The following is a 13,574-nucleotide window of genomic DNA, read 5'->3' on the forward strand; positions in this document are numbered from 1 at the left end:
CGGGCTAGGTTGAGGCGTATGGCTTCCACGCACGGTGCTGCTGAAGTGCTGGTCGCGTCCAATCGCGGCCCGGTTTCGTACGAGGTGCGCGAGGGGGGTGCGCTGCATGCCAAGCGGGGCGGTGGCGGGCTGGTCTCGGGGCTGTCGGCCATCGGGCCGCACACGGACGCGGTGTGGGTGTGCGCCGCGCTGAGCGACGCCGACCGGGAGGCGGTGCGCCGCTCGCACGGCGGCCGGCGGCTGTCCGTGGACGCGACCGGCGGCCAGCAGGTGCGCATGCTGGACATCGACGCGACGGTGTTCTCCGACGCGTACAACGGCGTCGCCAACTCCGTGCTCTGGTTCGTCCACCACATGCTCTACCAGACCCCGCTGGAGCCGGTGTTCGACGCGGAGTTCCGGCGCCAGTGGGCGTCGTACGAGGCCTACAACCGGGCGTTCGCCGAGGCGCTGGCGGAGGAGGCCGCCGAGGGCGCCGCGGTGCTGATCCAGGACTACCACCTCGCCCTGGCCCCCCGGATGCTCCGGCAGCTCCGCCCCGATCTGCGGATCGGCCATTTCTCGCACACCCCGTGGGCCCCGCCGGACTACTTCCGGCTCCTGCCCGACGACATCGCGGCCGAGCTGCTCGGCGGCATCCTCGGCGCCGACCACGCGGCCTTCCTCACCCGGCGCTGGGCGGACGCGTTCACCGACTGCTGTCATGCGGTGCTCGGCCCCGGCATCCCGTCCGGCACGCGCATCGGTGTGCACGGGCTCGGCGCGGACGCGGACTTCCTGCGCAAGCGGGCGCACGAGGCGGACGTGGCCGAACGGATGACGGCGCTGCGGGCGGAGATCGGCGAGGGCCGCAGGACGATCGTCCGGGTGGACCGCACCGAGCTGTCGAAGAACATCGTGCGCGGGCTGCTGGCGTACCGGCAGCTGCTGGACGACCACCCCGAGTGGCGCGAGCGGGTCGTGCACGTGGCCTTCGCCTACCCCTCCCGGCAGGACCTGGCCGTGTACCGGGACTACACGGCGGAGGTGCGGCGCCTCGCGGAGGAGATCAACTCCCGGTACGGGACGCCGGGTTGGACCCCGGTCGAGATGCACGTCAAGGACGACTTCGCGCGCTCCCTGGCGGCGTACCGGCTGGCGGACGTGGCGCTGGTGAACCCCATCCGGGACGGTATGAACCTGGTCGCCAAGGAGATCCCGGTCGTCTCCGACGCGGGGTGCGTGCTGGTGCTCTCGCGGGAGGCCGGGGCGTACGAGGAGCTGGGCGAGGACGCGATCGCCGTGAACCCGTACGACATCGTGGGCACGGCCGGCGCCCTGCACCAGGCGCTGACCATGCCCCCGGAGGAACGGGCGGAGCGTACGAAGCGGCTCGCTGCCGCGGCTACCGCGTTGCCCCCTGCCCAGTGGTTCCTGGACCAGCTGCACGCGCTGGACGCCGGTCAGTCCAGCTGAGCGGCGAGCGTCCGCAGCAGTCGTACGACCCCTTGTGGGCCGTCCACCACCAGGTCCGCCCGTTCGGCCAGCTCCGTCACCTCCGAGCTGCCGCTGCACACCAGCAGGCCGGGGACGCCGTCTGAGCGGAGCTTGTCGACCGCGGCGTAGGCGGGGAGGTCGCCGAGGTCGTCGCCGGCGTACACCACGGTCTCGGCGCCGATGTCGCGGACGTATTCCAGGAGGGCGACGCCCTTGTCCATGCCGGGCGGGCGCAGTTCGAGGACCAGCCGGCCGGGCTCGACGATCAGGCCGTGGCGGGTGGCGAGGTCGGAGAGGGGTTCACGGAGGGCGTCGAAGGCGGCCTGCGGATCGTCGGCTCGGCGGGTGTGGACGGCGACGGCTCGCCCTTTCTCCTCGATCCAGGTTCCGCGCCAGGCGCCGATCCGGTCCAGGAACCCGGGCAGTTCGGCACGGACGGCGGCGACGCCGGGGTGCGGGGGCGGTGCGCTGACGGTCCCGCTCACGGCCTCCCAGCGTTCGGCGCCGTAGTGGCCGAGGACGACGAGGTGTTCCAGGCCGGGTACGCCCGCGAAGCCGCCGTGCCGCACGGCGACCCCGGCCGGGCGGCCGGTGATCACGGCGACGGAGGCCACCTTGGGGGCGATCTCGGAGAGTGCGGGTACGGCATCGGGGTGGGCCCGGGCCTGTTCGGGGTCGGCGACGATCGGGGCGAGCGTGCCGTCGAAGTCGAGCCCGATGAGCGCGGTGCGCGGCCGTGCGAGCAGCGCGTCGAGCCCTTCCCGTCCGGCCTGGGTCACGGGGGTCGGCAGCGGGTCCATCGGGTTGGTGGAGTCCGTCGTATGGATGCCCATACCGCGACCCTATCCACGGGAGGGCGGGCGCACCCATGGCTCAGGGGGGCGCACAGGGAAGCGCCACGGTGTTCACCGCTCGGAGCGCCGCGCCTCCCGCACGCGCCGCAGCCGGTTCACCGTCACGGGGTCGTGCGCCAGCGCCCGCTCGTCGTCCAGCAGGGCGTTCAGCAGCTGGTAGTAGCGCACGGGCGCGAGCCCCAGCTCCTCGCGTATCGCCCGCTCCTTGGCCCCGGGCCCCACGAACCCCCGCCGCTCCAACGCGAGGATCCCCCGCTCTCGCACCCCCAGCTCGTCCGGCTCCATACGAGGAACGGTAGCCCGGCCCACTGACGGCGGCCCCACCCGCCGAGGCCTCACCCCACGTCGCGGCTGTCCGCCGTCGTCGCTGTCGTCTGGAGGCGGTTCAGGATCGTCACCGGGCTGCCTGCGGGGGTGACGGCCTGGCCGATCGTCTTTTTGATGTCGGCGCTCACTCCCGCCCAGGAGGTCTTGCCGACCGGGTAGAGCGCCGACGTGGGGAGCTGGTTGAGGAAGGGGTGGAGGTTCGCGTCCTTGGTGGACTGGGACATGGCGTCCGACGCGGCGCCGGTGACCGGCAGCAGGCCGTACTCGCGGGAGAAGCCGAGGACGTTCTTCTCGCTGTAGACGAAGTCGAGGAAGTCGCCGACCTGCTCGGCGTGGCCGTTCTGTTTGAAGGCCATCATCCAGTCGGCCACGCCCATCGAGGACCGGGACTGTCCGGTCCGCCCCGGCATCGGCACCGTGCCGAACTTCACGCCCTTGGCGGCGGCCTGCTTCATCAGCGTGGGATGCCCGTTGAGCATGCCGACCTGACCGTCCGCGAACGCCGCGAAGGCGTCGGCCCGGTTGAGCTTGCCCGGCGCGACCGGCCCGGTCAGCCCCTTGCCGACGAGCTGGTCCTTGAGCCAGGTGAAGGTCTCCACGTTCTCGGCGGAGTCGAAGCTGTAGGTGCCGACGTCGTCGGTGATGCCGGAGCCGCCGCTCAACAGCCACTGCATGGTCTCGGCCTGCGCCTCCTCGGGCCCGAGGGGCAGCGCGTACGGGTACTTGACCCCCTCGGCCTTCAGCGCCTTCGCGTCGGCCGCGAGCTCGCTCCAGTCGGTGGGCGCGGAGATGCCGGCCTTGGCGAAGAGGGTCTTGTTGTAGAAGAGCACGCGGGTGGAGGCGGCGAACGGGATGCCGTACTGGACGTGGCTCCACTGCCCGGCCTCGGAGAGCTGGGGGAGGAAGGACGCCTGGACGGGTATGGAGAGCAGGTCGGAGACCTGGTACAGCTTGCCCGCGGCCGCGTAGTCGGCGTACGCGCCGATCTGGGCCATGTCGGGCGCCTTTCCGGCGTCGACCATCTCCTTGACCTTGCGGTCGACGTCGTTCCAGGAGTAGACGCTGACCTCGACCTTCACCCCGGGGTGTCGGCCCTCGTACTCCTTGACCAGCTTGTCCCAGTACTTCGTGGAGCTGTTGGCGGCGGAGTCGCCGTAGTCGGCCGCGACCAGTCTGAGGGTCACGTCCGAGGAACCCGTGCTCCCACAGCCACCGAGAACCGCCGTCATGCCCATTGCGGACACCACCGCGATCATTCCTGCCCTACGCCGCCGCACTACTACTGCCCCAACTCTGTCGTCTTGTCGTTTCACCATGTGGACCATGAGGTCTAAACCTAGGTCTACACCACGTGAGTGGACTAGACCTCTTGCAGGTCGGAGGTCCACACTGTTCCCGTGAGACATGTCATCGCCCTCGACGTGGGCGGCACCGGGATGAAGGCCGCCCTGGTCGGGGACGGCGGCGACCTGCTCCACCAGGACCGCCGGGCGACCGGACGCGAGCGCGGACCGGACGCGGTGGTCGAGGGCATCCTCGACTTCGCCGCCGATCTGCACGCGTACGGCGCACGGCACCTCGGCGAGCCCGCGGCCGCCGTCGGCGTGGCTGTCCCCGGCATCGTCGACGAGGAGCGGGGCATCGCCGCCTACTCGGCCAACCTGGGCTGGCGCGACGTACCCCTGCGCGACCTGCTCACCGAACGGCTCGGCGTCCCGGTCGCCCTCGGCCACGACGTGCGCACCGGCGGGCTCGCCGAGGGCCGGATCGGGGCGGGCAAGGGCGCCGACCGGTTCCTGTTCGTGCCGCTCGGCACCGGGATCGCGGGTGCCATCGGCCTCGACGGCCGGGTGGAGGCGGGCGCGCACGGCTTCGCGGGCGAGATCGGGCACATCGTCGTACGGCCCGGGGGTGCCCCCTGTCCGTGCGGGCAGCGGGGCTGTCTGGAGCGGTACGCGTCCGCGGCCGCCGTGAGCGAGGCCTGGGCGGCCGTCTGCGAGGACCCGGACGCGGACGCCGCGGACTGCGCGAAGGCCGTCGCGTCCGGGGACCCGAACGCCGTCCGGATATGGCGGGAGGCCGTGGACGCGCTGGCCGACGGTCTGGTCACCGCGCTCACCCTGCTGGACCCGCGCACGCTGATCATCGGTGGCGGCCTGGCCGAGGCGGGGGAAACGTTGTTCACACCGCTGCGGGAGGCCGTCGAGCGGCGCGTCACCTTCCAGAAGCTGCCGTCGATCGTCCCCGCCGCCCTCGGGGACACCGCCGGATGCCTGGGCGCGGGGCTCCTCGCCCGGGATCTCCTCGAAACCACTGACCCTTCGGAGGTAACCGCCTGATGGCTCCCAGCATGGTTCTCGCCGGTGCCCGGGTGGTTCTGCCCACCGGGACCGTGGACGACGGGCGCGTGGTCGTCGAGGGTACGAAGATCGCGGCAGCCGCGGGACAGGACGCCGAGACGCTCGACGTGTCGGGCCACTGGCTGGTCCCCGGCTTCGTCGACATCCACAACCACGGCGGTGGCGGCGCGTCGTTCTCCGGCACGACCGACGACGTCCTGACGGCGATCCGCACCCACCGCCTGCATGGCACCACGACCCTCGTCGCCTCCACCGTCACCGACGACATGGACTTCCTGGTCAAGCAGGCCGGGCTGCTGAGCGAGCTGACCGAGCAGGGCGATCTCGCGGGCATCCACTTCGAGGGCCCCTTCATCTCGCCGTGCCGCAAGGGCGCCCACTCCGAGGAGCTGCTGCGCGACCCGGACCCGGCGGACGTCCGCAAGCTGATCGACGCGGCGCGCGGCCGGGCCGCGATGGTCACCCTCGCCACCGAACTGCCGGGCGGCCTCGACTCCGTACGGCTGCTGGCGGAGCACGGGGTCATCGCGGCGGTCGGCCACACGGACGCGACGTACGAGCAGACGGTCGAGGCGATCGACGCGGGCGCCACCGTCGCCACCCACCTCTTCAACGCCATGCCCGCCCTCGGGCACCGCTCACCCGGCCCGGTCGCCGCCCTCCTGGAGGACGAGCGGGTCACGGTCGAGCTCATCAACGACGGCACCCATCTGCACCCGGCCGCCCTGGAGCTGGCGTTCCGTCACGCGGGCGCCGGGCGGGTCGCGTTCATCACCGACGCGATGGACGCGGCCGGGATCGGCGACGGCCGCTACATGCTCGGCCCGCTGGAGGTCGAGGTCAGCGAGGGCGTCGCCCGGCTCGTGAAGGGCGGCTCGATCGCCGGCTCCACGCTCACCCTGGACCGGGCGTTCAAGCGGGCGGTGACCGTCGACAAGCTCCCCGTTCAGGACGTGGTCACGGCCCTGTCCGTCAACCCGGCCCGGCTGCTGGGCAGGTACGACACCATCGGCTCCCTGGAGCCCGGCAAGGACGCCGACCTGGTGCTGCTGGACTCCGGCTTCGACCTCAAGGGCGTGCTGCGCCGGGGTGAGTGGGTGGTCCCTCCCCAACTGCCCTGATCCGTCCCCGGGCAGAGAGACGGTGGCCGACCGCGGACTGGGCCGGTCGCCGTCTCTTTGGCATGATCGGGGCCCGGAACCGATGGCAGGCGCACAGACTTCGAGGGAGGTCGGCCCGGGTGATCCTCACGGTCACACTGAACACCGCTCTCGACATCACCTATCGCATACGGTCCCTGCGCCCGCACGCCTCGCACCGCGTCTCGGCGGTCACCGAACGGCCGGGCGGCAAGGGCCTGAACGTGGCCCGGGTGCTCGCGGCCCTCGGACACGAGGCGACGGTCACCGGGTTCGCGGGAGGTGGCACCGGACGGGCGGTGCGGGAGGGCCTCTCGGCCATACCCGGCGTGGTGGACGCGCTGGTCCCCGTCGGCGGGTCGACCCGGCGCACCATCGCCGTCGTAGACGAACTCACCGGCGACACGACCCAGTTGAACGAGCCGGGCCCGCAGATCACCCCGGTGGAGTGGTCCGCCTTCCTGGACGCGTACGAGGACCTGCTGGGCGAGGCGTCGGCGGTGGCCCTGTGCGGCAGCCTGCCGCCGGGGGTGCCGGTGGGCGCGTACGCGGGACTGGTACGGACGGCACGCACCGCCGGCGTGCCCGTTCTGCTGGACACCAGCGGCGAGCCGCTGCGGCGCGGTGTGGCGGCCCGCCCCGACATCATCAAACCGAACGCCGACGAACTGGCCGAACTCACCGGCTCCCACGAGCCATTGCGCGCCACCCAGGATGCCCGGCGGCGGGGGGCTCACGCGGTGGTGGCGTCCCTGGGCGCCGACGGACTGCTGGTGCAGGCCCCCGAGGGTCGCTGGCACGCGACCCCGCCCGCCCGCTTCCACGGCAACCCGACGGGCGCCGGCGACTCGGCAACCGCGGGCCTGCTGTCGGGGCTGGTGGAACGCCTCCCCTGGCCGACCCGCCTGTCCCGCGCGGTCGCTCTGTCCGCGGCGACCGTATTGGCGCCTGTGGCTGGGGAGTTCGACCGGGGGACGTACGAGGAACTGTTGGGGCGAGTGGCGGTGACGGGGGAAGTCAGCGCGGCCTGACTCTGAGCCGGCTGTGCCCCGATGCGACGACCGGGCAAGGATGCTCCAGGCAGTGGACGGCGCACAGGACAAAGGTTCCAGCCAACCTCTGGGGTCACCCCTTTGGTCAGCAAGCAGTACAACGGTCACCAGGTCTCTTGGCCTTGGCGGAAGAACCTGGATGGATCAGGTACATCCAAGACTTGGAGTAGCACCGCGTCAGACGATAAGGGGCTCTTCGAAATCGGTGTGCAGGTCGCCAGATTTGAGGGCGACACTCTTCTCGATTCTTGTACCGACTGGGCCTGAAAGCCAGAGCCTGGCACCGGGAAGGGAGCCCCGTCGTCTCCACATGGGACGACGGGGCCTGTTTTGGCTCGTCAGTCTTCGGACGTGACCCAGCCCTTCGCCAGCGACAGCTGGTCGAGGTAGGCGTCGCACTGGTTGCCCTGCTCGCACGAGATCTTGATGGTGTTCGTGCCCTTGGTGAGCTGGACCCAGTTGTAGGTCTTCGTCCAGCCCCTCTCGTAATTGCCCTCGGGTGCCTTTGCCCAGTTCCTGAACTTGACGGGCTGGTTGGACGGCGTGCCGTTGATCGTCAACGTGGCGGTGCCGTCCTTGCCCGGGACGCTGTACCCGAGAAACACGGTGTACTTACCGGCGGCCGGGATGCCGTTGACCGTCCAGGTGAGCGAGGCGCCGACGTTGTTGAAGTTCGCGACGTAGACCCCGCCGTCGGCCTGGGCTCCCTTGACGTCCGAGGCGGTGGTGGCTCCGCCGCCCAGGCGCAGCGTCTTCGCGTCGGTCTTCGGGAGCTTGCCCGTGCTGGAGACCGAACTGGTGCTGGAGGGCTCGGTCGAGGCGCTCTGCGACTGGGACTGGGTGGGCTGCGCCGCGTTGCCCTTCTTGTCGTCGTCGTTGCCGTTGATCATGGCGATGCTGATGCCGATCACGACCGCGGCGACCACCGCGACGGCGCCGATCAGCAGGCCCTTGGTGTTCGGGCCGCTGCCGCGGCCGCGGCCACCGCTGCCCGGGAGGGGCTGCTGGGTGGTCGGGGCGCCGCCCGGGAGGGTCTCCGGAGCCTGGTAATGCGCGTTCGGCTGGCCGTAGGTGCCCTGCTGGGGGATGGTCTGGCCCTGCTGCCCGCCATAGGTGCGCTCGCCGACCGGGCGCACCCTGCTGACCGAGTTCGGGTAGCCGTAGCCACCGGACGGCGGCTGGGCCCCTCTGGCCTGGCCGTCGGCGTACAGATAGCCGAACGGGTCCTCGTCCTCGGGCGTGCTCGCGCCGTTGTCGCCGGGCGTCATCCCTTGGTACTCCTCAACAGGTGCGGGCGGATGCGGTACAGGTATTGAGAGCCGAGCCTACCCGCTCCCAGTGGCCCAAACGGGTGACTCCGACCGCATCAGCCCACTGACCTGCGCATCATCCGGCGCGCCGATGTTGTTTGGGACGAGATCGTTTCTCGACGTACATCCGTTCGTCAGCGGATTTCAACACTTCGTCCGCGGTCATGCCGCAGTGTGCCCACCCGATGCCGAAACTGGCACCCACCCGCACCGCCCGGCCCTCGGCCCGGATCGGCTGGATGATCTCGTTGCGCAGGCGTACGGCCAGGTCCTGCGCGTCGGCCTTGCCCAGTCCGTCGGCCAGGATCACGAACTCGTCGCCGCCGAGGCGGGCCACCGTGTCCCCGTCCCGCACCCCCCGGGTGAGCCGCCGGGCGACCTCGATGAGGACCGCGTCACCCGCGTTGTGCCCGAACCGGTCGTTGATCGACTTGAAGCCGTCGAGGTCGCAGAAAAGGACCGCGAGGCCCTTGGTGCCGTCGTCCCGCTCCCCCTCGGGCGCGATCGTGTGCACATGGTGGTCGAAACCGTCGTACGACTGCGCCACCGCCTCGAAGTCGAAGCCGTGGCCGTTGACGTCGAAGGCGGGATGGCCGTAGGCGGCGTCCAGGGACTCGATCTCGCCGGCGTGGGCGGCCCGCCGGCAGAGCCGGGACGCCAGGCGCGAGCGCAGCTCGGCCGAGTTCGGCAGGCCGGTGAGCGAGTCGTGGGAGGCGCGGTGGGCGAGCTGGAGCTCGCGGCGCTTGCGCTCCTCGATGTCCTCGACGTGGGTGAGCAGGAAGCGGGGCCCGTCGGCCGCGTCGGCGACGACGCTGTTGCGCAGGGACACCCACACATAGCTGCCGTCGCGGCGGCCCAGGCGCAGCTCCGCGCGGCCGCCCTCGGCGGAGGTGCGCAGCAGCGTGCCTATGTCCTCGGGGTGGACGAGGTCGGAGAAGGAGTAGCGGCGCATCGCGGAGGCGGGGCGGCCGAGCAGCCGGCACAGCGCGTCGTTGGTGCGCAGTATCCGTCCGTGCTGGTCACCGCCCATCTCGGCTATGGCCATGCCGGAGGGGGCGTACTCGAACGCCTGCCGGAAGCTTTCCTCGCTGGCCCGCAGCGCCTGCTGCTCCCGCTCCAGGCGGACCAGGGCGCGCTGCATGTTCGAACGGAGACGCGCGTTGCTGATCGCGATGGCCGCCTGGAACGCGTACATCTGGAGCGCCTCGCGCCCCCACGCGCCCGGGTGCCGTCCGTTGCGCGGCCGGTCCACGGAGATCACGCCGAGCAGCTCACCGGAGGAGCCGCCCTGTACGCCGGGCGTGTACATGGGCGCGAAGAGCCGGTCGGAGGGGTGCCACTCGTCCTCGAAGCGGGGCGCGGGGCCGTCGGTGTACCACTGCGGTACGTCGTCCTCGTCGAGCACCCAGCCCTCGGTGTGCGGTATGAACCGCAGGTCGCCCCATGCCTCGCCCATGGTCAGCCGGCGGTCCCAGGACTCGCGCGAGCCGACGCGTCCGGTGATGAGGGCCTCGGCTGCGGGGTTGCCGGAGAAGGCGGCGACGACGAGGTCGCCGTCGGGGCGCACGAGGTTGACGCATGCCATTTCGTACCCGAGGGCGGTGACCGCGCCGTCGGCGACGGTCTGCAGTGTGTCCGCCAGGCTGCGTGCCGTGTTCATGTCGGCCATGACCTGGTGCAGCTGCCGCAGGGACGCAAGACGGACATACGGCTCCGACTCGGTCTCCATGCTCGCCCTCCCCCCGAGACCTCGCAGCGAATCAAGGGTTGTCTTTGGCGCTTCTTATCAGTGGTGCCCTTGCATCTTGCCCCGCCACTGAATCACAGCGCGCTGCCCACTCGGTACACAGGGTCAACAATTAATGGCCCTTGTGACTCAAGTCACAGGAGAAGGTGAGCAATTGAGTGGAGTTTCTGCGTTTTCCCTGTGGGTTTACTGAACGCATGCTTTGCGGGTGTGGGGACATGATGCACGACCCTGGTCCTAGGACCCACCTCGGACCGGGGCCCGATGCGACGCGCGCGGACCGGAGATTAGCGTTTCCAGAGTGCTGAACACTCCCTCCGCCCCGCCTTCCCCCACCGCCACGGCCGCCCCCGGGCATGCTGAGGGGGTGAGCAACGACGAGTTCCGGGCCGCCATGTCCCGGCTGGCCGCGGGCGTGGTCCTGGTGACGGCGCAGGAGCCGCCGCTGGACCCGGACGACCCCCTGGCGCCGGGCGGCGAGGACGTCGGCATGACCGCCACTGCCTTCCTGTCGGTCTCCCTGGACCCGCCGCTGGTCCTGGTCAGCCTGCGCAACGGCTCCCGGATGGACGACCTGCTCGACGAACAGCCCCTGTGGGCGGTCTCCGTCCTCTCCGAGAGCCAGCGCCACATCGCGGGCCGGTTCGCCATGAAGGGCCGCATCAGCGACCGGCTCCTGTTCGAGGACCTCGCGTACGTCCGCGGCGAGGTCTCCGGAGCGCCCTTGATGGGCGGCGCCCTGGCGACCCTGGAGTGCCGGACCGAGCAGCGGGTGACGGCGGGGGACCACACGCTGGTGATCGGCCGCGTACTGACCGCCGGGGTGCGGAGCGCGGACGGCGGACCACTGCTCTATTTCCGGGGCCGCTACCGGCAGTTGGGGTAATCGGGGGACGGAAGACACGGGCGGTACGGAAGCGCGCGGAAGGGGCCGTGGAAGAAGCCGCGGAAATTCCGGAACCTTCGCGAACAGCCCGTTCGAGGTGCCCGTCCGACACCCCGCCTCGAAGAAGTCGCGCACCGGAAGTCGCGCCGGGAATTCGCAAGCCGCCCTCGGCGGGCTCACGTCCAGTCGCGGCCGGTCCTCCCCCGCTTCGTTTCCGACCGCTGCTTCTTCTCCCTCAGCCGGCGTTCGTTGATGCCGCGTGGGATGCGGGTCGGTTTGCGGGGCTTGGGCGGGGGTGCGGTGGCCTCCGCGAGCAGCGCCGCGAGGCGTACCGCGGCGGTTTCGCGGTTGCGCCACTGGGAGCGGTGCTCGGAGGCGCGGACGGTGACGACACCGTCGACGAGCCGCCCGGACAGCCGCTCCAACGCCCGCCGCTTCCACACCTCGGGCAGGGCCTCGGTGTTCGCCAGGTCGAAGCGCAGTTCCACCTGGGAGTCACTGGTGTTGACGTGTTGTCCGCCGGGCCCGGACGAGCGCGAGAAACGCCACATGAGCTCCGCCTCGGGCAGGAGGACGGAGCCGCGGATGACGTGAGGACCGGACATGCGTCCCATGTTCCCGCCTCTGTCCGGTCCACGTCATCCGTATTTCGCGGCTCGAATGTCCCCGCTTGGTAAAAAAGGTAAAGGCAACCGGAACCATGGGGACCCCTCCCGGCGTTCTCCGGGGTGACGGTAGCTTCGTGCACACAGAACTAGGGAAGGGACTCCCAACAATGGCTGTAAGCCTGTCCAAGGGTGGCAACGTCTCGCTCACCAAGGAGGCTCCGGGCCTGACCGCCGTCACCGTGGGCCTCGGCTGGGACGTCCGCACCACCACCGGCACGGACTTCGACCTGGACGCCTCCGCCATCGCGGTCAACACGCAGGGCAAGGTCTTCTCGGACGCCCACTTCGTCTTCTTCAACAACAAGCAGACCCCGGACAACACGATCGTCCACACGGGCGACAACCGCACGGGTGAGGGCGCCGGCGACGACGAGGCGATCAACGTCAACCTCGCCGGCCTCCCGGCCGACATCGACAAGATCGTCTTCCCGGTCTCCATCTACGACGCCGAGAACCGCGGCCAGAACTTCGGCCAGGTCCGCAACGCCTACATCCGCATCGTCAACCAGGCCGGCGGTGCCGAGATCGCCCGCTACGACCTGTCCGAGGACGCCGCCACCGAGACGGCCATGGTCTTCGGCGAGCTCTACCGCAACGGCGCGGAGTGGAAGTTCCGCGCGGTCGGCCAGGGCTACGCCTCGGGCCTGGTGGGCATCGCCCAGGACTTCGGCGTCAGCGTCTGAGCCGGTCCCCTGCCTCACCGGAGCCCCCAGCCCGAAGTAAACCGCTGGGGGCTCCGGGGTTCCCGCGCTAGGTTCACCCTGTGATCATTGAGCCTCTCCGTCTCACGCCCGACCGGGACATCCCGGGCCCCGTGCTCACCGAACTCACCGCGCTGCACGCCTCCAACCGCGACTTCCAGGCCCTGAGCGGCGACTTCCCGGACCCGGACGACATCCGGCCGGAGCAGGTGGCGGCGGCGCTCGCCGTGGAGTTGGCGAATCCGGACATCGAGGTGCTGCTGGCGCGCGGCGAGGGGCTGCTGGTCGGGCTGGTGATCACCCTTGCGCACCACCCCGATCCGGCCGACCCGGATCCCTGGATCGGGCTGCTGATGGTCGACGGGCTCTCGCAGCGCCGCGGATACGGGCGCCGCCTGGCGACGCTCGTCGAGGACCGTTTCCGTGCCGCGGGCCGTTCGGCCGTACGTCTCGCCGTCCTCGACAACAACCCCAAGGGGCTGGCCTTCTGGACCGCCCTCGGGTACGAGGTCATCGGCCACCGCGAGGACCTCCAGCTGGGCCGCCCCTGCGCCGTACTGCGCAAGGTGCTGCGCACGCCCCGCCGCGCGGCCCGGATCGCCGTCGTCGACCCGGACGGCGCCGTCTTCCTGCTCCGGTGCGACAACGTTGAGCTGGGCGCCCACTGGGCGCTGCCCGGCGGGGGCCTGGAGGCGGACGAGGGTCCGCGGGAGGGCGCCCTGCGGGAGCTGCGGGAGGAGACGGGCTGGACCGACCTGGAGCTGGGCCCGCTGCTGTGCACGTGGGAGCACGACTTCATCCGCGCCGGCATCCCCGTCCGTCAGCACGAGCACGTGTACGTCGCCCGCGGCCCGCGCCGGGAACCGACCGGCCCGGACCTGGCCGCCACGCACGCCGAGGAGTGGATCCTGGGGTGGCGCTGGTGGACACCGGAGGAGCTGGCCCAGCTGTCCGAGCCCGTCTGGCCGCCGGGGCTGGGGCGGATGCTGGCCGAGTTCGAGCGGGAGTCGGCCACTCGGCCGTGAACGACCGAGCCTGAGGCTGCCCCTCAGGG

General features: G+C 71.0%; 13 protein-coding genes. 7 read left to right on the top strand and 6 right to left on the bottom strand.

The features are described from left to right. The first annotated feature begins 18 nt into the window (after positions 1 to 18). Positions 19 to 1,455 (top strand): alpha,alpha-trehalose-phosphate synthase (UDP-forming), encoded by a 1,437-nt coding sequence (locus tag N8I87_RS18305; protein WP_263210142.1) that lies wholly within the window; start codon positions 19 to 21, stop codon positions 1,453 to 1,455. On the opposite strand, the gene otsB is transcribed toward N8I87_RS18305, so the two are convergent. The 3 genes from otsB to N8I87_RS18320 all read right to left on the bottom strand — a co-directional run bounded on the left by otsB (position 1,443) and on the right by N8I87_RS18320 (position 3,934). After that, complete coding sequence (otsB, locus tag N8I87_RS18310) at positions 1,443 to 2,309, bottom strand: trehalose-phosphatase (protein WP_263210144.1); 867 nt, start codon at positions 2,307 to 2,309, stop codon at positions 1,443 to 1,445. The genes N8I87_RS18305 and otsB overlap by 13 nt on opposite strands. A 72-nt stretch (positions 2,310 to 2,381) precedes the next feature. Next, complete coding sequence (locus N8I87_RS18315) at positions 2,382 to 2,615, bottom strand: DUF3263 domain-containing protein (RefSeq protein WP_263210146.1); 234 nt, start codon at positions 2,613 to 2,615, stop codon at positions 2,382 to 2,384. A 50-nt stretch (positions 2,616 to 2,665) separates the two neighbouring features. After that, positions 2,666 to 3,934 carry an extracellular solute-binding protein gene (locus N8I87_RS18320; RefSeq protein WP_491743937.1) on the bottom strand — a complete coding sequence of 423 codons (1,269 nt, stop codon included), beginning with the start codon at positions 3,932 to 3,934 and terminating at the stop codon, positions 2,666 to 2,668. Positions 3,935 to 4,054: 120 nt separating this feature from the next. Here N8I87_RS18320 and N8I87_RS18325 point away from each other — a divergent pair, with 120 nt between their 5' ends. The 3 genes from N8I87_RS18325 to N8I87_RS18335 all read left to right on the top strand — a co-directional run bounded on the left by N8I87_RS18325 (position 4,055) and on the right by N8I87_RS18335 (position 7,187). Beyond that, complete coding sequence (locus N8I87_RS18325) at positions 4,055 to 4,996, top strand: ROK family protein (protein WP_263210150.1); 942 nt, start codon at positions 4,055 to 4,057, stop codon at positions 4,994 to 4,996. Further along, entirely contained in the window at positions 4,996 to 6,138 is a 1,143-nt protein-coding gene (gene nagA / locus N8I87_RS18330) for an N-acetylglucosamine-6-phosphate deacetylase (RefSeq protein ID WP_263210152.1), read from the top strand. Before N8I87_RS18325 ends, nagA begins: the two co-directional genes overlap by 1 nt. A 119-nt stretch (positions 6,139 to 6,257) precedes the next feature. Next, positions 6,258 to 7,187, top strand: coding sequence for a 1-phosphofructokinase family hexose kinase (locus N8I87_RS18335; protein WP_263210154.1), 930 nt, complete (start codon positions 6,258 to 6,260; stop codon positions 7,185 to 7,187). Positions 7,188 to 7,546: 359 nt separating this feature from the next. Here the strand turns inward: N8I87_RS18335 and N8I87_RS18340 are convergent, their stop codons facing one another. Further along, positions 7,547 to 8,476: a carbohydrate-binding protein gene (locus N8I87_RS18340; protein WP_263210155.1), complete on the bottom strand. Its 930-nt coding sequence runs from the start codon at positions 8,474 to 8,476 to the stop codon at positions 7,547 to 7,549. 118 nt (positions 8,477 to 8,594) lie between these two features. Next, positions 8,595 to 10,247, bottom strand: a complete 1,653-nt coding sequence (cdgB, locus tag N8I87_RS18345) for a diguanylate cyclase CdgB (RefSeq protein ID WP_263210157.1) — start codon at positions 10,245 to 10,247, stop codon at positions 8,595 to 8,597. A gap of 319 nt (positions 10,248 to 10,566) precedes the next feature. On the opposite strand from cdgB, the gene N8I87_RS18350 reads away from it, so the two are divergent. Continuing rightward, positions 10,567 to 11,151 carry a flavin reductase family protein gene (locus tag N8I87_RS18350; RefSeq protein WP_263210159.1) on the top strand — a complete coding sequence of 195 codons (585 nt, stop codon included), beginning with the start codon at positions 10,567 to 10,569 and terminating at the stop codon, positions 11,149 to 11,151. Between the two features lie 176 nt (positions 11,152 to 11,327). On the opposite strand, the gene arfB is transcribed toward N8I87_RS18350, so the two are convergent. Continuing rightward, positions 11,328 to 11,765, bottom strand: coding sequence for an alternative ribosome rescue aminoacyl-tRNA hydrolase ArfB (gene arfB / locus N8I87_RS18355; RefSeq protein ID WP_263210160.1), 438 nt, complete (start codon positions 11,763 to 11,765; stop codon positions 11,328 to 11,330). 161 nt (positions 11,766 to 11,926) lie between these two features. Between arfB and N8I87_RS18360 the strand changes: the two genes are divergently transcribed. After that, entirely contained in the window at positions 11,927 to 12,502 is a 576-nt protein-coding gene (locus tag N8I87_RS18360) for a TerD family protein (RefSeq protein WP_263210162.1), read from the top strand. An 80-nt stretch (positions 12,503 to 12,582) separates the two neighbouring features. Next, complete coding sequence (locus N8I87_RS18365) at positions 12,583 to 13,545, top strand: bifunctional GNAT family N-acetyltransferase/NUDIX hydrolase (protein ID WP_263210163.1); 963 nt, start codon at positions 12,583 to 12,585, stop codon at positions 13,543 to 13,545. Positions 13,546 to 13,574 lie beyond the last annotated feature (29 nt).

It is taken from the genome of Streptomyces sp. HUAS 15-9, from assembly GCF_025642155.1.
GTDB lineage: Bacteria > Actinomycetota > Actinomycetes > Streptomycetales > Streptomycetaceae > Streptomyces.